Genomic DNA, 24,850 nt, shown 5'->3' on the forward strand with positions numbered 1-24,850 from the left:
ACACTGCACATCATCCGCATGAGGAAGGACGCGCAACAGTGAATACCTATGACGTGGTGGTGATCGGGGCCGGCGTGGTCGGCAGTTCCGTCGCGTTTCATCTTCAGAAGCTGGGCGCGAAAAGCGTGCTCGTGCTGGATCGAGCGACGATCGGCGCGGGCACGACGTCGCAATCGTCGGGCATTCTGCGCACGCATTATTCGGTGAAGGAGAACGTCGAGCTCGCGCGCAAGTCGTGGGCCGTGTTCAACGACTTCGCGGCCTATCTCGGCGATGACGAAGCATCGTGCGGCATCGTCAAGAGCGGCTATATGATCGTCGCGGCCGATGGCGACAAGGTCGAGCCGTTGCGCGCATCGCTTGAACAGCAAAAGAGCCAGGGCATTCCGCTCGAATTGCTGAGCGCGCAACAGGCGCGCGAACTCATGCCGATCGCACGTTTCGACGATGCCGCACTGATCGGCTTCGAGCCCGAAGCCGGTTTCGCCGACGCCTATCTCACGGCGACGAGTTTCGCGCGCGCCGCGCGGCGCGGCGGCGTGACAATCCGCGAGAACGTCACGGTGAATCGCTTGTTGATCGAGCACGGCCGGGTGCGCGGGGTATCGACGAGGGCGGGCGATTTCGCGGCATCGATGGTCGTCAGCACGCAGAACATCTGGACGCCCGAGCTCGCGCGTTGGACCGGCGCGACGCTGCCGGTATCGCCCGAGCGTCACGCGGTGCTCGCGCTCGAATGCGAAGGCGCGGCCTATACGTACACAATGCCGGTGTTCAAAGACCTCGCATCGCCGGGCATGTTGTATTGCCGCAGCTACGGCGGCAATCAGATGCTCGTTAGCGAAGGCACCGCCGGCGAGAAGCTCGACACAGCGGAGATCGAACAAGGCGATATCTCGATGGACTATGTAGTCGAAGTCGGCGCGCAGGTCGCCGAACGCTTTCCGGCATACGAGGCGGCGGGCATCGCGTCGTCGTGGACGGGCGTGTACGACGTCACGCCCGACTGGAACCCCGTGCTCGGCGCGTTGCCGGGCATCGAAGGTCTCGTCGTCGGTTATGGCTTTTCGGGGCACGGCTTCAAGCTGTCGCCGACCGTCGGCAAGGTGCTTGCGCAGGCCGCGCTCGGCTTGCCGACGGATGTGTCGCTCGCGCCGTATTCCGTCGAACGCTTTGCGACCGGCGCGTTGTTGACCGGCAAATACGGGCTCGGCGCGGTGTCTTGAGCCGCGCGGCGTCGCGCTCTTCTCATTGGATTGGAACCAGGGAATGCAACCATGAAGGTCATGGCAGCAGTGAAACGCGTCGTCGATTACAACGTGAAGGTCCGCGTCAAGGCGGATCGAAGCGGCGTGGAAATGAGCAACGTGAAGATGTCGATGAATCCGTTCGACGAGATCGCCGTCGAAGCGGCCACGCGCCTGAAGGAAGGCGGACACGCAAGCGAAGTGATCGCGGTGACGTGCGGTCCGGCGCAAACCACCGAGACGCTGCGCACCGCGCTTGCCATCGGCGCGGATCGCGGCGTGCTCATTCAGACGGACGCGGAGTTGCAGCCGCTGGCCGTCGCGAAGTTGCTGAAGGCCGCTGTCGAGCGCGAACAACCGCGACTCGTGATTCTCGGCAAACAGGCCATCGACGACGACGCCGGTCAGACCGGCCAATTGCTCGCCGCATTGCTCGACTGGCCGCAGGCGACCTTCGCGAGTCACATCGAGATCGGCGCGGACACCGCCACGGTCACGCGCGAAGTGGATGGCGGTCTCGAAGTCATCGAGCTTGTGTTGCCTGCCATCGTAACGACGGATTTGCGGCTGAACGAGCCGCGCTACGTGACGCTGCCCAACATCATGAAGGCAAAGAAGAAGCCGATCGATACGCTGATTCCCGCCGATCTCGGCGTCGATCCTTCGCCGCGCCTGAAGACGCTGAAGGTCGTCGAACCGGCGGCGCGCAACGCGGGCGTGCGCGTGAACGACGTCGCCGCGCTCGTCGACAAACTCAAGAACGAAGCGAAGGTCATCTGAATGAGCACACTCGTCATTGCCGATCACGACGGCGCACGCATCAAGGCGGTTACCCTCAATACGATCGGCGCCGCCAGCCAGTTGAACGCGCCCGTGCACGTGCTGGTCGCGGGTCATGATGCGCGCGGCGCGGCCGATTCCGCGAGCCGTATCGAAGGCGTGGATCGCGTCGTGCTCGTCGATGCATCGCATCTCGCCGATGGTCTCGCGGAGAATGTCGCCGCACAGGTGCTGATGCTCGCGCCGTCCTATACGCACGTGCTGTTTCCGGCGACGGCGTCGGGGAAGAACGTCGCGCCGCGCGTCGCCGCGAAGCTCGATGCCTCGCAGATCTCCGATGTCATCGCCATTCACAACGCCGATACCTTCGACCGGCCGATCTACGCGGGCAACGCCATCGCTACCGTGCAATGCGATGACGCGATCAAGGTGCTGACGATCCGTACCACCGCATTCGATGCCGCGCCGTTGTCCGAGGCTTGCACTCCCGTCGACACAAAAGAAGCCGTCGCGGGGACGCAGCGCGCGCGTTTCGTGCGTCGCGAGGTGGCGCTGAGCGAACGGCCCGAGCTCACGTCGGCGCGCGTCGTCGTCTCGGGCGGGCGCGGTATGGGAAGCGCGGAGAACTTCGCGCTGCTCGATCCGCTCGCGCAAAAACTCGGCGCGGCGGTTGGCGCGTCGCGCGCGGCGGTCGATGCGGGTTTCGCACCCAACGACTGGCAGGTCGGACAGACGGGCAAGATCGTCGCGCCGCAGTTGTATGTCGCGGTCGGCATATCGGGCGCGATCCAGCATCTGGCCGGCATGAAGGACGCGAAGGTCATCGTCGCCGTGAACAAGGACGCGGAAGCGCCGATCTTCAGCGTCGCGGATTACGGGCTCGTGGGCGATCTGTTCGAGGCGGTGCCGCAGTTCGTGAAGGCGTTGTAATGGGCTGAGTTCCGTGCGATCGACCGTCGCCCGTTCCAGCTTGCAGCTCCTTGGCTCCGGCAACCGGGACGCCGGCGTCACTAATCGGTTGTCCCAGCTTCTTGAGTTGTGTCAACGCCTCGGGAGCAAACTGGATGCTCAGCGTCATCCGTGGCCTGTGCGCGCTCTGGCGAGCTCTGCACGGACGTCGTCGGCAGACAGCGCTCGCTCGAGATTTTCCCTCAACGCTTTCGCCGCCGGCAAAACCTCATCCCGCAGCCACGCCTCGATTGCGCGGTCACGCTCGCGTAGTGCACCAAGCGCAAGGCACATGACTACTTCGGCCGAAAAGAAACGTCGGCGCGTCAGAAAATATGCATCATGCCGATGTACGCGCCCGTCTGGGATTGCCCCGCGAGCGGACTCGTGCCCGGATCGGCGTCGCGCGGCGTGGCGAAGACGGAGAACGTACCGTTCGCGCTGTTGCGCACGTAAGCGACCGTGCTGTACAGAAATGTGCGCTTGGTGAAGTTATAGGTCGTGCCGAGCACATAGAGCATCGCGTGGCTCGCCGGGTCATGCGATGCGTCGCCGCCGCCCTCGCCCACGTGGACATAGAAGCCCGCCGCCGTGACGGCCCAAGCGGGCGTCGCCTGATAGGTCGCGCCGAGCCAATAGTGATCGGCGGTGCTGGAGAGGCCCGCGGGCGTGTCGGGCGCGGAATAGTGCGTGTAGGCGGCCTGCACTTTCCATCGATCCACCTTCAGGTTCGCGCCCACGAAGAGTTCGCGCGACGCCTGAAATACGTTGTTCATCTGGCCATTCTGGCTGCGCAGTTCGTCATAGATGCCGCGCACGTCGAAAAGCGGCGAGTGGTAAGTCAGCATGATGCCGTCCGAGCGGCCGAACTCGCCCGCCGCGCCGGAGTTGAATGCGCCCGCCTGACCGCCCAGCGAGTACTGTCCTTGCACGTCGAACCCATGAAACACGGGGCTGTGATATTCGACGTTGTTGCTCGTCTGCTGCCAGTTGCGTCCGCGCACGAGTGACGCCGATGACACCGCCTGTTGCACGAAGGGATCGAATTCCCAGACGCCGTCGCTGTCAATGAACAGATTGCGGCCCGCCTGCAACTGCCCGTATGTCTTCGAGCTCAGTCCGACATAGGCGCGGCGCGACCAGAGACGTCCGCCCCCCGTGGTGCCGTTCATGATCTGTATCGCAGTTTCGAGATTGAACACCGACGTCAGGCCGCCGCCGAGATCTTCGTTGCCTTTGAGGCCCCACATGCTGGTGCCCCAGTCGCCGCCCTCGGCGCTCCATCGCGCGGATGTGCCGCCGGAACCGTTCGCGACGTGATTCAGATATTCGATGCCCCCGTCGAGGCGTCCATACATCGTGACGCTGGATTGCGCCATGGCGCCCGACGCGACAAAGGTGAAACCGGCCACCGCTTTCCGTGTACAACCTTTCATGTTCGGTTCGACTCCGTTGGGGGTCCGCTCGGATGCGCGGAACTGATGCACGCGAACATAGCACCATCGCGAGAACTCGGCACAGATCCGGTAACCGCAACGGTCAAGAACTAGAAGATGATCACAATCGAAGTCCGTTTGCTAAGTCCCGCGCAGCTAGCGATCCAACGGGCAGCCGCGAGCAGCCATACTTCAGCCGGTCGAGGTCGACATCGGTGATGCTACTTGTTTCGCCAAGCAAGCTCGCTTTCAGTCCCGAACGTCGCTAAGACCTTAGCGCGCACGTCGGACCTCATGGTCGACACAGCTACGAAGGTAAGAGCGTTCCATCCACCCTTTCGTGCTCAAGGGGAGGCCGGTGATCGAGGACAGCCTCGACACGCTTAACACACTAGGGCGGGAGGCGCAGAGCCAGCAGCGTGCGACAGCCGCCGCCAAGCTTTCACTTAGGCTCGCGACGAACCGATACCAAGCTGGCGCGGTTGACTATCTGGACGTCGCCAGCGCGCAGACCGTTGCGCTCGAGAACCAGCGCAACGGCGAGACGATCGAAGCGCGCCGACTGAATGCTAGCGTTCGACTGTTCAAGGCGCTCGGAGGCGGCTGGGATCGCACGGCGCTGCGCGACACGGCGGCCGCAGCGCAATGACACCGTTGTCGCTTTGGCACTAGCTTCCCTGACATTCAAACCTCCGTACAGATGGGAATTACAAATTCCTGCTGTACGTGGAATCGAGGAATGGTCGTCGGATCGACGCCTGCATTCGCGTACGCACTGATGCGCGCCAGCGGCCTCAAACCAAGCGACCTCGGCTTTCGACGGCGCCTCTAAGAGAGACCGTTGATATTGAGGGAATGAAGGCGATCGCGATCAATCCGAGAAGCAACATACCGAGGTAAATCCATTCGCCTCGAAGCGCAGGCGAGCTTCAGAAAGCCGCGCCGCGAGAGATTTTTCATGCTCAGGCTGCCTCGGTCTTGCCGACCATGTGCCCGGATCGCCCTTTGCGCGTCAAGAGCAGCAACGTTGCGACACTGACGAGCGTAAGGATGGCAAGCGGCATGAGCGCGAGGGAGTAACTGCCCGTTGCCTCCTTAACCCAGCCGTAGACGTTCACCATGAGGCCGCCACCAAGCAGATTTGCGATGGCGTTAATCGTTGCGAGGCCCGCCGCCGCCGCGCTGCCGGAGAGCATGTCGCCAGCGAGCGCCCAGAAAGGCCCTTTGAACGCATAAGCACCGACCAAAACGGCACAGAGCAGACATATCGTCGGGAGCAAGGCGCCGCTAAGCGACGTGGCGAATAGGCCCATACCGATAAGAAGCATCGGAATGACTGTGTGCCAGCGACGTTCCTTTACTCGGTCAGAGCGTCGGCCCCAATAGACCATCAACACGCATGCCAACGCGTAGGGTACAGAGTTAATGAGGCCTGTCTGCATAACGGTCAGGCCGTACGACTTGAGCAATTGTGGCTGCCACACGTTCAGGGTGCTACCCGCAGCCGACGCACAGGTATCGACAAGAGCAAGGCAAAGGACGTAGCGGTTTCGGAAGAGCTTCGTCAGCGGCATATCCAAGACTTTTTTTGGCGCCTTCGTCTCCGTCGCAAGTTCATTGGCGAGCCAGGTGCGCTCTTCCTCCTTGAGCCATCTTGCTTGCTCTGGCTTGTTCGTCAAGAAGAACAGGCACATCAGACCAAGAAGCACAGTTGGCAGGCCTTCAAGGATAAAAAGCCAGTGCCATCCGCGCATCCCTGCGATTCCATCCATTTGCAGAAGCAGTGCGGACAGTGGTGAACCGACGAAGTTACCGAGCGGGATCGCCACCATGAATATAGCAACGATGCGAGCGCGGTACGACGCCGGAATCCAGTACGAGAGGTACAGTAGGACCCCCGGAAAGAAACCAGCCTCGGCAGCACCGAGCAAGAAGCGCAGGACATAGAACATCGTCGCGTTTTGCACCAGCGCGGTGCCGGCAGAGATGATGCCCCATGTAATCATGATGCGGGAGATCCAAAGCCGGGCGCCATACTTCTGAAGCGCGAGATTACTCGGTACTTCACAGAAAAAGTATGAGATGAAAAACAGACTGCTCCCGAATCCGAATACTTTTGCTGACATCGCCAGGTCATGGTTCATCTGTAGCGATGCCATTCCGACGTTGCCTCGGTCAATGTAGGCGAACAGATAGCAGATCATCAAAAATGGAACGAGCCGCCATACGACCTTCCGTATGGTTTTCTGCTCAAGCTCGGATTTCGCCATCGCGCCACTAGCTTGCATTTCCGTCTCCCGATATATAGTGCGCCTTTTAGCGCTGTTCCCTGAAGCGTTGCCAGGCAACGATGGACAGGATGCCCAATGCGAGCACCACGGCCATCGCCGCGAATGTGTGACGCACGCCGAGCGCCTCCGATACGGTGCCCACGAGCAGATAGCCGAACGGCATCGTGCCGTTGTAGGCCATGCCGTACATGCCGACGAGTCCGCCGCGAACGTGCTCGGGGCAGCGGCGCTGGATCGTTGCATTCGTCGATGTCGCCGCGAACGTGAGGCTGAAGCCGAGCGCGTAGAACGCGGGCATCGACGCCCCTACCGCGCTCGTCGTCGCGAGCACCATCAGCGCGACGATCGCGGTCCACGGCGCCCACGCGATGAACCGCGCCGACGCGCGCGGCCCCAGCGCCGACGAGAGCAGCACCGCGGCACTCAGCGAGCCCGCGCCCGCACAGGCGAAGAACACGCCCGTAAAGCGCGCGGCGTCGTGAAACGCACGATCCGCCAGAAGCGGCACGAGCGTCTGATAGCTCGCCGCGAACAGGCCGATGCACGCGAGAATCGGCAGATAGCGCGCGGAAAAGGCGTCCGACATCACGTAGCCGACGGCGTCGCGCAAGCTGCTGTCGGGGCGCGCGGCGCGTACGTTCGTGGACAGCCGGATCGATCGCACGCATATCGCCATGAAGCAGAGCGCCAGCGCATAAATGGCGAACGATGCCCTCGGACCCAGCGTCGGATACACGAAGCCCGCAATCGTCGGGCCGACCATGCGGCCGACGTTATAGACCATCGTATTCATCGCGACCGCGTTCGATGTCAGGCTCGTATCGCGCAGGCTCGTCAACAGCAGCACCTGACGCGCGGGCACTTCAATCGCGCTCGAAATGCCTATCGCCAGCGCATGCGCGAGAATCAGCGGCACGTTCAGCACGTTCAATGCGGACAGCGTGATGAGACTGCCCGTCAATACGAGCGATGTCGTCAGCACGCACAGCGTCACGCGGCGCGCGTTCTCCGCGCGAATACGCGATCCGGCGACGGGCGCGACCACCAGTTGCGGCCCATACAACAGAAAGTTGAGCAGCGCGAGGATCGCCGCCGATCCCGACAGGTGATACACGAGCAGATTCAGCGTGACGTTTTGCGTCCAGCTTCCGAGCACCGACGCAACCTGACCGCTCAGATAGCGCCGCAGCGGCGCTTCGTTGAGGGCGGGAAAGAGCCTGCCGATCCATCCCGGCTGATTGGCGGCCGTCGTCATGCGAGCGTTTTGCCGCGCGTCTCCGGCGCGAAGTAGACGACGATCGCAGCTGCGATGAACGCGACGATGGTCGTCGACAAGCCCAGCACGAATCCGCTCGCAGTCGACGCCAGCGTTCCGATGACGAGCGGCGCGATGAATCCGCCGAGCCGTCCGCCGTTGTAGGCGAGGCCCATGAGAAAGCCGCGCGAAGCCGTATTGCCGATGATTTCGGCGAGAAACGGTCCCGCGCCCGCGAAGATTCCGTTGACGCTGAAACCCGTGAAGAAGATGGCGACCATCAGCACGAGCGCATTCGACGACAGGATGTAGCCGAACACCGCCGCCGCGCCCACGAGCAGATACGCCATGAACATCGGTCGGCGGCCGAGGCGATCGACGAACGCGGAAAACAGCAGAAAGCCCGAGATTGCGCCGAATTGCAGCGCGAGCACGAACTTGAGGCTATGCACGAAATCGAGGTGCTTCACAGTGATGAGGAACGTCGGCGTCCATGTGAACACGCCCCAATAGAGGTATTGCAGAACGAAGATGAACGTGAACGCAGTGAGAAGACCGCGAACGTTCAGCTTCGCATCGACGGAAACGGTCTTTGCTTGCGCTTTCGCCTTCTTGCGCTCGAGCCAGATGGGCGATTCGGGCGTCTTGCGCGCGACAAAGAACAGGATGAAGAAAGGCAGCGCGCCGATCAGGAACAGCACGCGCCATCCGTGGCCCGCGAGACCGTCGTTGACGCCGCTGACGATCCCCGAGATCGTGATCGCGAGAATCGCGCCGATGGGCAGGCCCATCTGCATCAGCGCGCCGCCCTTCCCGCGGCGGCTCGCGTGCCACGTTTCCGCGATGAGCGCCGCGCCCGCCGTCCACGTCCCGCCCATGCCGAGCGCGCCGAAGAAGCGGATCGTCGCAAACCAGTGCTCGTTCGGCGCGAACGCGAGCAGTCCCGAGAACAGCGAATAGATGCCGATGCAAAGCAGCGCCGTGCGAACGCGCCCCAGCCGGTCCGACACGTAGCCGAACAGGATGCCGCCGAGAATCTGCCCCGCCGCCGTGATGCTCGTGAAAAGCCCGAGCTGCGCTTTCGTCAGACCGAATTGCAGCGCAAGCGTCGGCAAAAGAAGCGAGAGCAGGAACGAGTCATAGCTCTCGAACGTCCAGCCCAGACCGGCGAGCGACAGCGAGCGCCACTCCGTGCGCGTGATGTCCTTGTAACGCTTGCCTTCGGCTTCGCTGCCGATTTCACTGCCGATGTCGCCCGATGCAACGCTAGCGCTCGTTTTCATGACTCGTCTCCTTGTAGCCGCAAGCGATACGTCGCCGCAGCCGTGCCGCTGAACAGCGCGGCTTTTTCATCCGCCGACACGGATTGCGCCAGCCGCTTGAAGGCGTTCCATAGCACGGCGTAGCTGAACATTCCTTTATCGACGGGAAAGTTGCTCTCGAACATGCAGCGCTTCGCGCCGAAAAGTTCAACGCACGTTTCGAAGTAAGGACGCCATGCAGCGGCCAATTCCTCCGATGTGGGCGGCGTTTCGCGCCACGCGAAATCGAAGCCGAACACGGTCAAGCCTGCACCGCCCAGCTTCATGCGCGTGTTGGGCAGGCTCGCGAGTCGCGCGAGCTGCCGCCGCCATTCCGCTGCGACTTCCTCACGGCTGTTCGCATACGGTCGGACGCCTAGCGGCCCGCCGAAGTGATCGATGACCACGGTGACATCCGGCACCGCGCGAGCCAGCTCGTAAAGTTCGGACAGCTGCGTGTGATAGACCCACGCGTCCAGCGACAGGCCATGACGCGCCAACGTCTTCACGCCTTGCCGGAAGCCTGCGTTCGCCATGAGATCGCGCGGCGGCGTCACCGGGCTCGAACTCACGTCCGGGCTCGAATGCCACGCGAGCGGATTGCGGATGCCGCGCAAGCGTCCGCCCGTCACCTCACGCATCGTTTCGAGCACGGGCGCGACTGCATCGCCGAGCGCGAGATCCGCGCCGCCTACGATCGCATCGCAGGCTCGCGTCGGTCCATACGCCCCGCTCGCGAACATCGCGGCGATGCCATTGGCGAACTCCGCTTCGCCGACGGGCTTCATCGCGGCGGGACCGTGCTCGCGCAGCATCGAGCGGCACTGCACATACACGCTCGATACGATGCGATGCCCGCTGCCGACATCGCGCGCGAACTCCTCCGTCAGGTAGCGTCCGCTCTGCCGGTCCCACAGATGATGATGTGCATCGACGATGCAAAGATCCGGCTCCAGAATCGGCTCCTCATGGAGCGCGAGCCATTTTTCGCGGACAGGCAAATGAGGCGCATGGACGATCTGCACGGCGGTTTCCTCGTCAGAACTTCTGGCGCAAGCCGATGGTCACGCCGGTCTGGTTATGCCCCGGCGCCACCGTACCGTAGCCGTTCACACCGAGCGCCGCGTTGTCCTTGTTGTGCGCGTAAGCGACGGTCGCATACAGGTCGGTGCGCTTCGACAGGAAGTAATCGGCGTTGATGACGGCGAGCCACGGATCCGCGCCGGTCGAATGAACGTCGTGGTAGTACCCGGCCGCAGTCAACTGGAACGACGGCGTGATCAGATACTGCGCGCCGAGCCAGTACAGGTTCGCGGCATTCGCTTCGGAGCCGTTGGCCACGGCGATGGGATTCGTCGGCAGAAATGCGTTCGATGCCCGCAGATAGCGGTAGCCGGCATAAGCCGTCACCGGACCGAAGTTGTACGTAGCGGCGGCGAGCGCGCGGCGCTCGGTGCTGGTGTTCGTCGTCTGCGTGTTGCTGTTGCGCTGTTCGTAGACTGCGGTCGCCGCGATCGGGCCGCTGGAATACGTCAGCGCGCCGCTAAAGAAGCGGCCCGTGATGAGCGCGCCCGGCACTTCCGCGCCATAGCCCGTGTCGTAGCGCGTGCTGTACATCGCCTGAGCCGTCAGGGGGCCGAACTTGCCTGTGTATTTCGCAGAGTTGTCGATGCGAGCGGCAAGCGCGTAGTCGAGCGACAGCGCCGAGTACCTCGACGAGACGCCCATCGGATCGAACGTCACCGACTGTTCGTAAATCAGTGCGTTCTGGCGGCCGAGGGTCAGCTGCTGCCCCTTGTAATTGAGACCGACCCACGCCTGGCGACCGAACAGACGCGACGTCGTAGTCGGATTCGGGCCGAGGCCGCGCGTCGATTGCGAACTCGTCCCGTCGTTGATGTTGAAGCCCGCTTCGAGGTTGAAAATCGCCTTGAGCCCGCCGCCCATGTCTTCGACGCCCTTCAGCCCCCAGCGCGAACCCGACAGATTGCCGGACACTTCTCTCACCTGAGAACCGCCAGCGCTCGTGTTGTTGAGATACTCGACGCCGACATCGGCGATACCGTACAGCGTCACGCTGCTTTGCGCACGCGCAGCGCCGGACGCGAACGTCATGCTTGCGACTGCGACCGTCCCAAGCGCAAGACTGGTTCTAAGGTTGGCTTTCTTGGCAGCCTTCTTCACGGACATTTCGTCTCCGAATAGTGGTTATGAATCGATTTGATGCGTAGCTTCACGACTTGCGCGCGGCGCCCGCTTCGCCGGCATTCGCGCCGGGGTCGCCGAGCCATGCGATCGTCAGCGCGCCGATCAGCAGCACGGCCGAGACCGCGAGCAGCGGCACGGTGAAGCCGCCGGACATCTGCTTGAGCGCGCCGATCATCGACGGCCCCGCGAAGCCGCCGAGATTGCCGACAGACACGATCAGCGCCAGTCCGCCAGCGGCAGCGCGGCCGGTGAGGAAGCTGGAGGGAATCGCCCAGTACGTCGCCTGGAACGCGAGAATTCCGCTGACGGTGAAACAAAGGGCGATGAGCTTCAGGAGCGGCACGTCGGTCAGCGCGCTGCACGCGAGCGCGGCGGCGGCAATCAGCAATGCGCCGGCAACGTAAGGGACACGCTTCTGCGACTTGTTCGCCACGCGCGCCCACCACAGCATGGCGAACGCGCCGATGAGATAGGGAACCGCCGTCAGCCAGCCGACGACCGAATGTGCGACGCCGAACTGCTTGATGATCTGCGGCATCCACAAGCCGACGCCCACCGATCCGACGATCCCGCAGAAGTTGATGAACGCGAGCACGAACACGCGCCAGTTGGTCATGGCATCGCGCAGCGTGCTGCCGTGCTTGCTGCCGATATCCTTTTGCTCCGCGGCGAGGCGCCGGGCGAGCGTGGCCTTCTCTTCATCGCTTAGCCAGGAAGCCTTGTCGGGGCGATCGGCGAGGATGAACAGACATGCGATGCCGAGCAGCACGGCGGGCAGGCCTTCGATCAGCAGCAGCCATTGCCAGCTTTTCAAGCCCTGCAAGCCGCCCAACTGCAGCAGCGCGCCCGATATCGGCGAGCCGATCATGTTCGCGACAGGAATGCCGACGAGGAACGCAGCCGTCACCTTGGCGCGCCACTTGCCGGGAAACCAGTGCGTGAAATACAGATAGATGCCGGGCGTGAATCCCGCTTCCGCGATACCGAGCAGAAACCGCGCGGCGGCGAAGCTCTTCGGCCCGACGACGAACGCCGTCAGCATCGAGCACACGCCCCAGGTGATCATGATGCGCGCGATCCAGACGCGGGCGCCCACCTTCTGCATGATGAGGTTGCTCGGAATCTCGAACAGGAAGTAGCCGATCGAGAAGAGTCCCGCAGCGAAGCCGAACTGTTCGCCGGTGAGACCGAGGTCCTTGTTCATCGTCAGCGCGGCGAAGCCGACATTCGTTCGGTCGAGATAGCTGACGACGTAGCACAGGAAGATGAACGGCAGGATGCGCCGGAACGCCTTCGCGAGCGTGCGTTCGCTGGCGGCGAAATCGTCGCTCGCGAACGCGGCGCCGCTCGTCGCGTTCGTCGAGCGCTCGGCGCGCGTGTGATCGATGGTTTCCGAGAGATTCATGCTTGCTCCTCCACTGCGCTGCTTCGGCGCAATGTCTCGATAGACGCCGCGCGAGCCTTTTCGGTCCCGCTGCGCAGTAAGCCTCAGTGGGTCTTTGCCCGCTTGGGAAGCGGTCCGGGAACGGTCATGTCGGCCTTCAACATGAGCCCGTTCGTCGATTCGGTCATGAAGAGCGTCTTCATGTCCGCGCCGCCGAAACAGAGATTCGTGAGCGACACGCCTTCCTGCGCGGTCAGAATCTCCACCGGCTCGGCGCGGCGATTCAACACCCACACGCGACCGAGCCCCGGATTCGCGATGAACAGCCGGCCTTCGGCATCGATCGTGAGTCCGTCGGGGCCGCTCGGACCGTACGACGTGAAGAACTGCCCGACCTTGCTGACCGAGCCGTCCGCTTGCAGCGGAACTCGCCACACGCAATTGCCCCGCGTCATGCCGACGTAAAGCACATTTTCGTCGGGCGACAGCACGAGTCCGTTCGGGCTCGGGCAGTTGCCGAGCAGCATGTCGAGCTTGCCATCCGGCGACAGCCGATACACGCGGCCCGTCGGATCGTGCAGGCCCGACTGGCCCTGATCGGTGAAATAGAGGTTGCCGTGCGAATCGAAGGTCAGGTCGTTCACACCCTTGAAGCGCTCGGAGTTGCGGCGTTCGAGGTAGGGCTTCACTTCCCCGCGCTCGATGTCGAGCAGCATCAGGCCGTTGCGATAGTCGGTGATGAGCAGATGCGCGTCGTCGAACAGCTTCATCCCGTTGGGCTCGCCGTCGTACTGCGCGACGAGATCCCACTCGCCCGAAGGCGAAATGCGAAAGATGCGGCCGTAGGGAATATCGGTCACGTACAGATGGCCGCGCGGATCCCAGACCGGACCCTCCAGAAACGAATCGGTGGTCATGCCGCCGCGATTGGCGCGTGCCCAATCGCTCTCTGCATCCCGCTTGCGGTATTTCTCCGGCATGCGCGTGAACACCTGCGCTTCGCGCACTCCGGGCGATGTGAGATGGAACATGCTGAGCCTTCCTGCGAACGTCACGCCACCTTGCGGGCGTTTTCCTCGATGACCGCGAGCACGTTGGCCGCGGCACCCTTGCCCATGTTCACGTACGCCGCTTCGCTGACGCCGCCCACGTGCGGCGAAAGAATCAGGTTCGGCACGGACTGGAACGGATGCGGATGCGTCATCGGCTCGATGGCGAAACTATCGACGCCGGCCGAACGCAATTGACCCCTCAAGAGCGCCTCGACGAGCGCCGCTTCATCGATCAGCCCGCCGCGCGCCGTGTTCACGAGAATCGCGCCGCGCTTCATGCGCGCGAGCGTGTCGCGGCCGATCATGTTGCGGTTCTCGTCCGTCAGCGGACAGTTGAGCGAGAGCACGTCGGATGCGGCGTAGATCTCGTCCATCGACGCGAGTGTGACGCCGTGCGGCGCTTCCTTCGCGAACGGATCGAAGGCGAGCACGTTCATGCCGAACGCGACGCCGATCGTCGCCACGCGACGCCCGATCGAACCGAGGCCCACGACGCCGAGCGTGCGGCCGTCGAGTTCGAAGGACTTGTGCGTCGACTTGTCCCAGTGGCCGGCGCGCATGCGAACGTCCAACTGCGGAATCGACTTCGCGCACGCAAGGATGAGCGCCCACGCGTGCTCGGCGACCGCCGCGGCATTCGCGCCGACCGCCGCCCGCACCGCGATGCCGCGCGCGGCGGCCGCGTCCTGATCGATCACGTCGATGCCGCTGCCGTGCTTCGAGATGACCTGCAGGTTTTCCGCTGCGTCCATGATGCGCGCGTCCACCTTGCCGTATCGCACGATGATCGCGACCGGCTTCGTCTTTTCGCACAGCGCCACGACGTCGTCTTCCGTCGGCTGCTTGCCCGCGAACACGACTTCGAATGCCTGAAGCATCTCGAGCGCCTGCGGTGCGATATCGGCGGCCGTCACGAGCACGACGGGCTTTTGAACGTTCGAGTCCATCACAGCGCCTCGCCTTCGGCCAGCATGCCGACCGCGCGCAGTTCCTTGTCGAGCCAACCCGGGCGCACGTCGCCCTTGTGGATCGCCGCGATGCGCGCCGTTTCCATATCGAGCTTCTTCTGCGCGAGTTCGACGATGCGCGCGACATCGGCACGCGGAATCACGACGACGCCGTCGGCATCGCCGACCACGAGATCGCCGGGATTGACCGCCGTTCCGCCAGCGGAAATCGGATGGTTGACGAGCCCGGCCACGCTCTTCGTCGGGCCGCACGGATTCAGGCCGGCGGAAAAGATCGGATAGTCGCCGTTCGCGAGTTCGTGCGCGTCGCGCACCGCCGCGTCGATGACGATGCCCGCGATGCCGCTGACCTTCGCCTGCGTCGCCATGATCTCGCCGAGCAGCGCGCAGCTCACGTCGCCCTTGCCGTCGACGACGATCACATCGCCCGGCTTCGCGATCGCCAGTGCAGCGTGGATCGCGAGATTGTCGCCTTGACGGACCTCGACGGTGATTGCCGGTCCCGCTACTTTCATCTTCGGCGAGAGCGGCTTCACGCGGCCGTGCACGGTGCCGCGCCGGCCTGCGACGTCGGCGACGATCGCGGCCTGGAACTTCCCCGCAGCTTCGACGAGTTCGGGGGAAACGCGGTCGATGTCTCGAATGATCGATTGATTCGTGTCGGTGCTCATGGACTAACCTCAGGAGAAAGTTGTACTGTGTGCAACAGTGGTGTACGAAGTGAAACCACTTTAACGTGCGGTCGATGTGCGAGCCAGTAGCGTTTACCCTTTTACTGTGCGCACCGTCGTTTTACTGTGTACAATGCATCGAGAAAACGAACGTCAAGGAGACGAGATGGGAAACGACGGGGTGATCGCGGTCGAACGAGCGCTCGGTCTGCTCGACTGCTTCAGGCTCGGCAGGGAGAAACTCTCGCTTGCCGCGCTGGCAAGCGCTTCGGGCATGCACAAGACGACTGTGTACCGGCTGATGAACTCACTGGAGCGCATGGGCTATGTCGTGCGATCCGACGACGGCATGTACGGACTCGGCGCGCGCGTGCTTTATCTGGGCAAGCTCTACGAACAGTCGTTCCATCTGTCGTCGGTAGTCGAACCGGTGTTGTTCGCGCTCGCTTCCGCGACGAAGGAAAGCGCCTCGTACTACGTGCTCGACAATGGCAAGCGGCTATGTCTGTTTCGCGCGGAACCGTCCGAGGGGCTGCGCGAAACGCGGCTCGCGGGAACTTCGCTTCCGCTCGACGACACGGCCATCGGGCAAGTCATCCGCTATTGGGGAATGCGCGAACCGCTCTTCGCCGAGCCGCCGCAGATTCCGCTCTTCACCTCGGGCGCGCGCGATGTGCATACCGCGGCGTTCGCCACGCCGGTGTTCGGTCCCGACGAAGAATTCATGGCGGCACTGACGCTGTCCGGTCCGGCCTCGCGCCTGAGCGTGGCGCGCGAAACGGGCGAAATGATTGCCCCGCAATTGCAGGCCGCCTCCGACCTTTCCCGGCGGCTCGGCGCGAGCGTGGCCTTCTGCGAGCGCATATACGGCACGGCCGAGCGACGCTGAGCACGCGCGCGTCATTCGCCAGCGCCTTCGTTGCACGTCGCGCCGAGCAATGCGCTCGCGGCGAGCGCCGCATCGAAGAGGAGCGAGCGCACTTTTTCGTCGTCGACATGAAAGTGGCCGATCACGCCCGAAAGCGTCAGCACGCCGACGAACGCATTGTCAATGCCGAACAGCGGCGCGGCCATCGACGCGAGCAGCGGATCGCCGACACCGGCGGACGAAGCGATGCCGGCCACGCCCGACGCGGCGAACACCTGCACGGTCTTTCGTTCGAAGCGCTTGAAAGCGAGGCTGGACGCCGACTTGTCCATCGGGCGCCGCGTGCCGGCACGGATCGCGACGCGCACATCGCGCTCCGGTTCCGCGCGCACCAGACAGACGCGCCACTCGCCGTCGCGCACGTAGACGGACGCGCTGTTGCCGGTTTTCTCGCTGAGCCGCTCAACGACCGGCTGCAAGGTCGACGCCAGATCCACGCTGCTTTCGAACGCGCGGCCCAGTTGAACGGCCTTGACGCCGAGCCGGTACGTGCCGCTTTGCTCCTTATGCACGAAGCCGCGCGTTTCGAGGGAAAGCATGTAGCGAAGAATCACGCTCTTGAAGAGCCCCGTTCGCTCTTCCAGGTCCGACAGCGAACGGACGCCCGGCTCGCCCAGAAACGCTTCGAGCAACGAGAGCGTCCTGTCCACCGCGGCGACGGAACGGTCGATCTGTTCCTCATCCTTCATTGCCGGCTTCATTGACTGTGCCTCTCGCTTGCAGCCGATCCCTCCGGCAACCTGATGAGCAGGTCCGGACTCAATTCGTCGATGCTGTTGAGCCCGAGCAAACCGAGATTGCGCTGCACTTCCGCGTGCAGAATGCCGATCGCATGCGCGACGCCCGCCTGGCCGGCCACCGAAGCGGCATAGTTGAACGGGCGCCCGACGAAGACGAAATCGGCGCCGAGAGCAAGCGCCTTCAAAACATCGGTGCCCCGGCGGATGCCTCCGTCGATCATCAGGGCGATGTCGCGACCGACTGCATCGGCGATGCGGGGCAGCACGCGAAGCGGAGCGGCCGTGCCGTCCAGCTGACGCCCGCCGTGGTTCGAGACGATGATTCCGTCTACGCCGTGGTCTCGCGCGGCGATCGCATCCTCGGCCGCCATGATGCCCTTGATGACGAGCTTCCCTTTCCACTGCGCTCGGATCTGACGCACATGGCTCCAGTTCAGATGATCCTTCGCGCCGAAATCCCGGACCACACGGCCCGAGAAGATTGGCGCGCCTCTCGTGGCGGACGAGTTCTCGAAATGCGGCATACCGTGCCTGACCAGCGTTCTAAGCGCGGTCCCGAGCAGCCATCGAGGACGCGTGACGCCATCCCACGCGAGCCTCATGCTCGGCTTTAGTGGAGTGGAAAACCCTGTGCGGACGTTGTTTTCACGATTGGCCAGCAAGGCAGTGTCCACGGTCAAAACGAGCGTGTCGTAGCCTGCGCGCTCGACGCGCTCGACTAGTGCGCGAATCTTTTGCGATTCGCCGGGGAGATAAGCCTGAAACCATGTGCCCGGAGCGTCTCGTGCAACGACCTCGAGAGGAATGAGCGACGAACCGCTCATGATCATCGGGATGCCAGCTTCCCGAGCTGCTTCGGCTTGGACGACGTCGCCCCGGTAGGCAGATAGCGCGGATATGCCCATCGGCGCAATGCCGAACGGAGCGCGATATGTCCGGCCGAGCAGCGTCGTTTCCTGCGTGCGACGAGAAACGTCGCGCAGCACGCGCGTAACGAAGCGATATTCGGAATACGCGCGCTGGTTGTCGTCCAGCGACGCATTACGCTCCGCAGCGCCCGAGATGTAGCCGAAGATGGGACGCGGAAGGTGCCGCTGCGCGACGTGCTCGAAGTCATCGAGCGAGAGATACCGCCTCAATCTCCGCGGAATTGCCTGCGCCGGGGCGTGCTTCTTCTCTTCGTCTCTCATTGCTTGTCTCTCGAATTCACGCGTGCCATCAGAGCAGGACTCGATAGGCACCTGTGGTGCATCAGTGAGGCGTGCCTGTGCGCCCAGCGGCGTAGTCTTCTTTGAAATCATAACGTCGTTATGAAATCAACGCTACGTCTCGTGCGAGTGTTCCCGCCCTTCCAACTCTCCGACCGGCGTAACGAACGCGGATTAGCCACGGGGTCAATAGCGCCTACGCGGGCGTCCTGTCGGATGGCGGGGCGACTGCTCCGTCACGTGCGTTACGTGTTGCGGATGATGCGGGCAGGAACGCTCACAGAATACGCCTTGCCGAGGACATAAGCTTTGGACCAAAGCCCTTATTCCGTCGCATTCCTTAATACCATTTCCTATGAACGCCGTTCATGCGGTCAATTATTGTCTTGAATTTGACTGCAGACAATCACCCTTCGATACTCAATTCCACTCTGCGCCGCAGAGCCCGCCGAAGCAACGGTTCATGGCGGCATGGAGCATCCGAGCTTATAAGGGGGACGATGGCATCACGATTAAACAGAGACGTAAAGCTCCAGGAAAGATCAAACGGACTGTGCCAAAGCGAGACGCATTGATGCGCGTCTCGCATTGCTCACCTCGCCCATTCTCGCGGCGGCGCTGTCTGCTTGTGGAGGCGGCGGCTCTTCGAGTTCGTCGGATTCCTTAATCTCTATGACGGCCGATGGTGCTGTACAGGGCGCGGCGGCTAGCGGAGTGGTCGCGTACAAGGGTATTCCTTTTGCGGCTCCTCCTGTCGGGAGCTTGCGTTGGCGCCCCCCTCAGCCCGTGTCTGCTTGGAGTGGTGTGCGACAGGCCACTTCTTTTGTTCACGACTGCATGCAAACGAGCGGTCCGAATCCCGCGCTGACGGTCGCCCCGTCAGAAGATTGTCTGTACCTCAACGTATGGCGCCCGCAGAACAGCACTGGCAAGAACTTGCCTGTGATGGTCTGGATCTACGGCGGTGCATACGTCGTTGGTGGACATCGATGCCGACCTATGACGGCACGCAGTTCGCCAAAGAAGGCGTCGTTATCGTCACTGTAAATTACCGGCTCGGCCGCTTCGGCTTCTTTGCACATCCTGCACTGACCGCGGCCGCTGCCCGGTCAGGCGAAACGTTGGCCAATTACGGCTATATGGACCAGATCGCCGCTTTGAAATGGGTACAGCGTAACATCTCCAATTTCGGCGGCGACCCCACGAACGTTACGATATTCGGGGAATCGGCTGGAGGTGAATCTATTCACAACCTGCTGACATCGCCGTTGGCATCAAGACTGTTTGCAAAGGCGATTAATGAGTCCGGCAATGGACGCGTCAATCAGTACTATGGCCGTACGCTCACGCGTAACGCCAGGATGGTCGGGGCTTCGGCTGAAGAACTGGGTGCTTCATTCGCCAGTGGACTCGGAATCAACGGGAGTGACGCCAGTTCGCTCGACGCCCTACGTGCGCTCTCGGCAGACCAGGTCCTCGACGGGTTGGACGCCTCAACGTTGAATACGCCGCACAACCGGCCACGTTCTCGGGCAGCGCGATCATTGACGGGAAAATCGTGGTGGACGAACCGGAGAATCGGTACAAGGCGGGACACTTTGCGAAGATCCCGCTCATGATTGCTGTGAACGGTGCCGACCTCGGCTTTTCGAGTCGAGGCATTACGACGAAGGAGCAGGCGTTCGCGATCTTTGGTCCTCAAAACTCGAGCGCCGCCGCTGCGGCGTTTGATCCGGCTGGCACCGCCTCTGTCGCGTCCATTGAGAGCCAAATTTCTCGTGTCATTACGATGGATGTGCCCGCCCGCTTTGTCGCCCGAATTTTTACGTCCAACGGCGCGCCGGCGTATCTCTATCGTTTTTCGTATGTCGCTCAGTCGATCAGAGATAAAGTCGCAGGCGCCACGCATGGTGCCGAGATTCTGTACGTATTCAACACCCTTTCGTTGACGCGCTTGAGTTCATCGGCGTGCACATGGCTGTTCGGTTCGCTCGGCAATCAGAACGCGCGGCTCTCACCTCGCTGCCCGCGTCAAGTTTCTGGATTGACCTCGCCCAGAACGGTCAAATGCCTCTTCCTCCGCTGGTAGCACGCGCTATAACATGCGCTGTCGCGTCTCGCGGAGAATCATCGATACGGGATCGAACAAATCCGTCGTGCCCATGCGAACTGGTTGCGCCGCTCGTCGAAGCTCCGCTGGAAGTGTTTCGGAAGACGGGTGCGGACTGCGCCGTGTCGATGCCTCGCGCCGACGCTCACAGTGAGGCTTGCGGATGCGCGTGTCGCCCAGTCGCGGCGTTATCGCGCGTACTGTTCGAGCGCGTCAGCAAGGGCATCGAAGGTAGCGCGGCAGCGCGGGCTAGCGCGCAGATCTTCGTGCATCGTCACCCACGTTTCGAGCCGGAGCGCGAACGCTTTCGACAGCACGCGTACGAGACCATCACGGCGCGCAATCGCGACATGACATCCGCCGATTCCCGCACCCGCGCGGATCAGTGCGAGTTGCGCGAGATCGCTATCGGCGCGCATCGAAAACAACGCGTGACGAAAACCCGGCAACGTGCGGCTCACATCGCGAATGAACGCGTTTGGCTGGTCGTAGCCGATGACCGCGTGTTCTGCGAGCGCCGCCATGCTGCGCGGCGTGCCGTGACGGTCGAGATAATCGCGCCGCGCATGAAGTCCGACCTCGATCACGCCGACTCGCCGCGCGACGAGTTGCGTCTGGCGCGGGCGCACCATGCGCACGGCAATATCCGCTTCGCGCCTCAGCAAGTCCTGCACGCGGTTCGACAGCACGAGTTCGACGATCAATCGCGGATGCCGCTCGCGCAGCGCGGCGATGACCGGCGGCAGCACTTCGACCCCGACCACTTCGCTCGCGGATACGCGCACGACGCCCTGCACGCCCGCGCCGTCGTCGCCCGTGTGGCCGCTCGCCGCGCGCTTGAGCGATGCCGCCGTACTCTGCATCGCTTCGGCGTGCGACTGTAATCCAAGCGCAACGTCGGTCGGCTGAAGCCCGTTCTGCGAGCGCGTAAATAGACTTACCTTCAGCGCCCGTTCGAGCGCTTCAACGTGCCGCCCAGCCGTCGGCTGCGTGATGCCGAGCGCGCGCGCTGCACCCGACAGCGAGCCCTCGCGCAGCACTGCGAGGAACGTTCGGTAAAGCTCCCAGCCGATGTCGTCTGCCATACGTTTTTGAATATCGGATCAACGAGGTTCGCCAATTTTAATGTGTCCGCGAAGGGCGGAGAATGGCGTCATCGACAACCTGGGAGGCGTGACATGGCGCAAGGCGAAACGGTTCTGGTACTTGGGGCGACGGGCGGCATCGGCGGGGAAGTTGCGCGGCAATTGCGCGATGGGGGCTGGCGCGTGCACGGGCTGCGGCGTGGCGCGGGGGCATCGAAGGGCGACGGCATCGACTGGATTCACGGCGACGCGATGAACGCGGCCGACGTGATGCGCGCGGCACAGGGCGTATCCGTGATCGTGCACGCGGTCAATCCGCCAGGCTATAAGCGCTGGGCCGAACTGGTGCTGCCGATGATCGACAACACCATCGCGGCGGCGAAGGCGCAGGGCGCTACCATCGTGTTGCCGGGCACGGTCTACAACTTCGGGCCGGACGCGTTTCCATTCATCGACGAAGACGCGCCACAGCATCCCGTCACGCGCAAAGGCGCGATTCGCGTGGAAATGGAAGCGCGTCTGCAACGCGCGAGCAAGGAAGGCGCGCGAGTGCTGATCGTGCGCGCGGGCGATTTCTTCGGGCCAAGAGCGGGCAATAACTGGCTCGCGCAAGGACTCGTGAAGCCAGGAAAGCCGGTGGCGAAGGTCAGCAATCCGGGTGCGCGTGGCATCGGGCATCAATGGGCGTATCTACCCGATGTCGCTCGCACGATGGTTGAACTGCTTGCGCACCGCCATTCGCTCGATGCGTTCGCGCGCTTTCACATGAGCGGTCATTGGGACGAGGACGGCACCGGCTTTGCCGACGCGATCCGTCGCGTGGTCGCGCGGCGCACCGGGCGGGCGCCCGCTGTCGTCGGCTTTCCGTGGTGGCTGCTCGCGCTTGCCGCGCCGTTCAACGTAACATTCAGGGAGCTTCAGGAAATGCGCTATCTATGGACAACGTCCGTGCATCTGAATAACGCGCGGCTCGTGCAGACGCTCGGCCACGAGCCGCATACGCCGCTGGACGTGGCCGTCGAAAAGACGCTAATCGGACTCGGATGTCTCGCGCCTGATGTTCGAGCTTCGCTATCGAGCCTCGCTCCGTAAAACGAGCGGCCGTTAAGATCCCCGCAGTACGTGAGCCTGCCGTCCGGCTAAGCATTCTGGCTTCCGCGCAATGCGGACGATGCTCGACTGGTAAGCGTGTTCAGGAACGGGTTCGCTCGGCTCGAAACTGTCGCACGACGAAACCTTCGAGCCCGCCCCACGAATCGCGTGTGCCTGACCGAGGGTGATTCTTCGGGCGGCTGATTGTCTTGCCCCCTTCTCAAAGGCATATCCTGAAGATGGTGACCTGAGATGTTCTTGAAGGCGGACGGAAACGCAGACGATTAGTTGCGCTCTGTGTTTCCTCGCGATTGTCGCCGGCTCACCAGCCATGGCCGAGTGGCAGGCGCCGGGCTGTTTCGACCGGCACATGCCTTGTGTCCTCAAGCGAATCGCCGGTGGAACTACCTGGCCCCACACAAGAGCGGACGTTGAAGTGGAATCGACGCAATCGCGCCCCTCGGAGAATCGCCCGTCTCCGCCCGCCACGTCTCACCGGTCATACCCCGGTGGCCGGCTCAAATCCACTGGTCGTTCGCGACAGTACGCTCGCTTGCCGCGCCGTCGCCTGTGTTCACGACACCTCGCGGCTCGATAAGCAGCAGCTTGACTTCTGCGTTTGCACAGGGCTTGTGCTCGACTCCCTTCGGAACGACTCCCAACTGTCCGGCACGTAATACGATCGAACCATCGCCTGAAGGCCCTGCCCGAAAATCGATACGCAGTTCGCCATCGAGGACGATGAACGCTTCGTCGGTATCGGCATGTCGGTGCCACTCGAACTCGCCTTCGACCTTGACGACCTTGAATTGATAGTCGTTCATTTCAGCGACAACGCGCGGTTGCCAGTGATCGTTAATCTGCGCGATCTTGCCGATCAGATCGATGGTGTCGCACTGGCCGCGCGTGACCGGAGCGGTGGAATGGTTCGAGGATTGGGACATCGTTCTCTCCGTTCAAAGGTTGATGCGTTGAGGATACGCATGCTCCTTCCGGTCGTATTGAACGATCGTGGCGTTTTAGCCGCGCGGAACGCCGCCCGCGACTTGTAACCAGCGCCCTGGCGTCAGCCCAAATGTCTTCGAAAAGTGTCGCGTCATATGACTCTGATCGGCAAAACCCGCGGCTGCAGCAGCGCAAGCGAGCGAGGTGCCAGCGAGCAGCATGTGGCGCACTGCATCGAGGCGCCGCATCGTCAGATATCGATACGGGCTCGTGCCGTAGAACCTGCGAAAATCGTGCGACAAGCTCCAGCGATCGCGACCCGTCACCGCTTCGAGTTCGTCGAGCGCGACAACGCGCGAGCAATTTGCGTGCAGATAGTCGCGTGCACGCCGCGCCGCGAGGAAGTCCCCTTTGGCTTTTCTTGCAGGCGTACCAGTGACGGCGGCCAAGGCATTCGCCAACTCGGCAAGTGCATCGCTCTGTTCAAGCGGCTCGAGCGTATAGCTGACATGCTGCAGCAACGCTACGGTCGCAACCTCGAGGCGCCGATCGGTAGTCACGCCGCCTTCGAGGAACGGCAGCGCTTGTCCGCCGAGCACTTCCTGAAAGAGAGCGGGTTCCACGTAGACCATCCGGTATTGGAACCCCTCATCGGTGCCCGCCTGGCCATCGTGAGCCTCATCGGGATGCAGTACGAGCGTGTTGCCCGGCAGGCTGTTCCGCTGGCTGCGCCGATAGTTGAAACTCTGAACGCCAGCGAGCGTGCGGCCGATCGCGTAGGTGTCGTGGCGGTGCATGGAGTATGCGCTGCCGTGAAACCACGCTTCGATGCGCTCGACGCCTTCTATCGGCTCGGCGCGCCTCACCCAGTCGGGGGGTAAGACCGGTGCTCGTAGATTCATGATATATGGCCCCGGAAGGCCGCCCTGTGCTGATGCGGTGCAGATCTCAAGGCGGTGCGCGCGCAGGCGAAAACCGAATTGTCGCACGTGCGACGACGCGCTACATGCGCCTAGCGCATTCCTACGCAGTGGGACTTCCGCGGCCCTAAACGTCGGCTTGAGGAACGTGGACGGCCGTTCGGTGTTGTGAAGATCCGCTGCCGGCCGGGAGCTTGTGGGCAGTTGCAACCACTGACTGCTTTCCAGCGACGGGTTTGAGGAGGTGACGGGCGCGAACCGACCCAGAACCGCCGTTACCT

Annotated in this window: 23 protein-coding genes and 1 pseudogene; 9 read left to right on the forward strand and 15 right to left on the reverse strand. The window is 62.8% G+C overall.

Annotated features, from left to right (window positions below):
• The first annotated feature begins 38 nt into the window (after nt 1-38).
• From NCT05_RS35810 to NCT05_RS35820, 3 genes are read left to right on the forward strand one after another with little or no spacing between them, the layout of a single operon-like run.
• Nucleotides 39-1,226: an NAD(P)/FAD-dependent oxidoreductase gene (locus NCT05_RS35810; RefSeq protein WP_250504620.1), complete on the forward strand. Its 1,188-nt coding sequence runs from the start codon at nt 39-41 to the stop codon at nt 1,224-1,226.
• A 51-nt stretch (nt 1,227-1,277) separates the two neighbouring features.
• Complete coding sequence (locus tag NCT05_RS35815) at nt 1,278-2,027, forward strand: electron transfer flavoprotein subunit beta/FixA family protein (protein WP_250504621.1); 750 nt, start codon at nt 1,278-1,280, stop codon at nt 2,025-2,027.
• The gene (locus NCT05_RS35820; protein WP_250504622.1) at nt 2,028-2,957 is read left to right on the forward strand and encodes an electron transfer flavoprotein subunit alpha/FixB family protein; all 930 of its coding nucleotides are present in this window, start codon (nt 2,028-2,030) and stop codon (nt 2,955-2,957) included.
• 344 nt (nt 2,958-3,301) lie between these two features.
• On the opposite strand, the gene NCT05_RS35825 is transcribed toward NCT05_RS35820, so the two are convergent.
• Nucleotides 3,302-4,411: a porin gene (locus NCT05_RS35825; RefSeq protein ID WP_284507649.1), complete on the reverse strand. Its 1,110-nt coding sequence runs from the start codon at nt 4,409-4,411 to the stop codon at nt 3,302-3,304.
• Nucleotides 4,412-4,775: 364 nt separating this feature from the next.
• Here NCT05_RS35825 and NCT05_RS35830 point away from each other — a divergent pair.
• Nucleotides 4,776-5,060 (forward strand): annotated as a pseudogene (locus NCT05_RS35830) (TolC family protein); the annotation flags it as partial.
• Nucleotides 5,061-5,373: 313 nt separating this feature from the next.
• Here the strand turns inward: NCT05_RS35830 and NCT05_RS35835 are convergent.
• The 9 genes from NCT05_RS35835 to NCT05_RS35875 all read right to left on the reverse strand — a co-directional run bounded on the left by NCT05_RS35835 (nt 5,374) and on the right by NCT05_RS35875 (nt 15,541).
• Complete coding sequence (locus tag NCT05_RS35835) at nt 5,374-6,699, reverse strand: MFS transporter (protein WP_250504624.1); 1,326 nt, start codon at nt 6,697-6,699, stop codon at nt 5,374-5,376.
• Between the two features lie 28 nt (nt 6,700-6,727).
• Nucleotides 6,728-7,957: an MFS transporter gene (locus NCT05_RS35840; RefSeq protein ID WP_250504625.1), complete on the reverse strand. Its 1,230-nt coding sequence runs from the start codon at nt 7,955-7,957 to the stop codon at nt 6,728-6,730.
• Entirely contained in the window at nt 7,954-9,240 is a 1,287-nt protein-coding gene (locus tag NCT05_RS35845; protein WP_250504626.1) for an MFS transporter, read from the reverse strand. Before NCT05_RS35845 ends, NCT05_RS35840 begins: the two co-directional genes overlap by 4 nt.
• Nucleotides 9,237-10,283 (reverse strand): amidohydrolase family protein, encoded by a 1,047-nt coding sequence (locus NCT05_RS35850; RefSeq protein WP_250504627.1) that lies wholly within the window; start codon nt 10,281-10,283, stop codon nt 9,237-9,239. The genes NCT05_RS35845 and NCT05_RS35850 overlap by 4 nt, the downstream gene beginning before the upstream one ends.
• 13 nt (nt 10,284-10,296) lie before the next feature.
• Nucleotides 10,297-11,448, reverse strand: a complete 1,152-nt coding sequence (locus tag NCT05_RS35855; protein ID WP_250504628.1) for a porin — start codon at nt 11,446-11,448, stop codon at nt 10,297-10,299.
• Between the two features lie 43 nt (nt 11,449-11,491).
• A complete protein-coding gene (locus NCT05_RS35860) occupies nt 11,492-12,871 on the reverse strand; it encodes an MFS transporter (protein ID WP_250504629.1) in 1,380 nt (459 codons plus the stop codon).
• A gap of 83 nt (nt 12,872-12,954) precedes the next feature.
• Nucleotides 12,955-13,881, reverse strand: a complete 927-nt coding sequence (locus NCT05_RS35865) for an SMP-30/gluconolactonase/LRE family protein (RefSeq protein WP_250504630.1) — start codon at nt 13,879-13,881, stop codon at nt 12,955-12,957.
• A 20-nt stretch (nt 13,882-13,901) separates the two neighbouring features.
• Nucleotides 13,902-14,849 carry a hydroxyacid dehydrogenase gene (locus NCT05_RS35870; RefSeq protein WP_250504631.1) on the reverse strand — a complete coding sequence of 316 codons (948 nt, stop codon included), beginning with the start codon at nt 14,847-14,849 and terminating at the stop codon, nt 13,902-13,904.
• A complete protein-coding gene (locus NCT05_RS35875) occupies nt 14,849-15,541 on the reverse strand; it encodes an RraA family protein (protein ID WP_250504632.1) in 693 nt (230 codons plus the stop codon). The genes NCT05_RS35870 and NCT05_RS35875 overlap by 1 nt, the downstream gene beginning before the upstream one ends.
• 166 nt (nt 15,542-15,707) lie before the next feature.
• On the opposite strand from NCT05_RS35875, the gene NCT05_RS35880 reads away from it, so the two are divergent.
• A complete protein-coding gene (locus NCT05_RS35880) occupies nt 15,708-16,430 on the forward strand; it encodes an IclR family transcriptional regulator (RefSeq protein WP_250504633.1) in 723 nt (240 codons plus the stop codon).
• 11 nt (nt 16,431-16,441) lie between these two features.
• On the opposite strand, the gene NCT05_RS35885 is transcribed toward NCT05_RS35880, so the two are convergent.
• Nucleotides 16,442-17,158 carry an IclR family transcriptional regulator gene (locus tag NCT05_RS35885; RefSeq protein WP_250504634.1) on the reverse strand — a complete coding sequence of 239 codons (717 nt, stop codon included), beginning with the start codon at nt 17,156-17,158 and terminating at the stop codon, nt 16,442-16,444.
• Nucleotides 17,159-17,166: 8 nt separating this feature from the next.
• Complete coding sequence (locus NCT05_RS35890; RefSeq protein WP_250504649.1) at nt 17,167-18,399, reverse strand: alpha-hydroxy acid oxidase; 1,233 nt, start codon at nt 18,397-18,399, stop codon at nt 17,167-17,169.
• A 690-nt stretch (nt 18,400-19,089) separates the two neighbouring features.
• Between NCT05_RS35890 and NCT05_RS35895 the strand changes: the two genes are divergently transcribed.
• Genes NCT05_RS35895 through NCT05_RS35905 form a run of 3 tightly spaced genes read left to right on the forward strand, consistent with a single transcriptional unit; the run spans nt 19,090 to nt 20,506 of the window.
• Nucleotides 19,090-19,464 (forward strand): carboxylesterase family protein, encoded by a 375-nt coding sequence (locus NCT05_RS35895; RefSeq protein ID WP_250504635.1) that lies wholly within the window; start codon nt 19,090-19,092, stop codon nt 19,462-19,464.
• Entirely contained in the window at nt 19,407-20,036 is a 630-nt protein-coding gene (locus NCT05_RS35900) for a carboxylesterase family protein (protein ID WP_250504636.1), read from the forward strand. The genes NCT05_RS35895 and NCT05_RS35900 overlap by 58 nt, the downstream gene beginning before the upstream one ends.
• The gene (locus NCT05_RS35905; protein ID WP_250504637.1) at nt 20,033-20,506 is read left to right on the forward strand and encodes a carboxylesterase family protein; all 474 of its coding nucleotides are present in this window, start codon (nt 20,033-20,035) and stop codon (nt 20,504-20,506) included. Before NCT05_RS35900 ends, NCT05_RS35905 begins: the two co-directional genes overlap by 4 nt.
• 209 nt (nt 20,507-20,715) lie before the next feature.
• Here the strand turns inward: NCT05_RS35905 and NCT05_RS35910 are convergent, their stop codons facing one another.
• A complete protein-coding gene (locus NCT05_RS35910; protein WP_250504638.1) occupies nt 20,716-21,612 on the reverse strand; it encodes a LysR family transcriptional regulator in 897 nt (298 codons plus the stop codon).
• Nucleotides 21,613-21,705: 93 nt separating this feature from the next.
• On the opposite strand from NCT05_RS35910, the gene NCT05_RS35915 reads away from it, so the two are divergent.
• Nucleotides 21,706-22,704: an NAD-dependent epimerase/dehydratase family protein gene (locus NCT05_RS35915; protein WP_250504639.1), complete on the forward strand. Its 999-nt coding sequence runs from the start codon at nt 21,706-21,708 to the stop codon at nt 22,702-22,704.
• A gap of 518 nt (nt 22,705-23,222) precedes the next feature.
• Here NCT05_RS35915 and NCT05_RS35920 read toward each other — a convergent pair.
• Nucleotides 23,223-23,648, reverse strand: coding sequence for a cupin domain-containing protein (locus NCT05_RS35920; protein WP_175983202.1), 426 nt, complete (start codon nt 23,646-23,648; stop codon nt 23,223-23,225).
• Nucleotides 23,649-23,723: 75 nt separating this feature from the next.
• Nucleotides 23,724-24,551: an AraC family transcriptional regulator gene (locus NCT05_RS35925; protein ID WP_250504640.1), complete on the reverse strand. Its 828-nt coding sequence runs from the start codon at nt 24,549-24,551 to the stop codon at nt 23,724-23,726.
• Nucleotides 24,552-24,850 lie beyond the last annotated feature (299 nt).

The sequence above is a fragment of the Caballeronia sp. AZ7_KS35 genome (assembly GCF_023631045.1).
Classification (GTDB): domain Bacteria; phylum Pseudomonadota; class Gammaproteobacteria; order Burkholderiales; family Burkholderiaceae; genus Caballeronia; species Caballeronia zhejiangensis.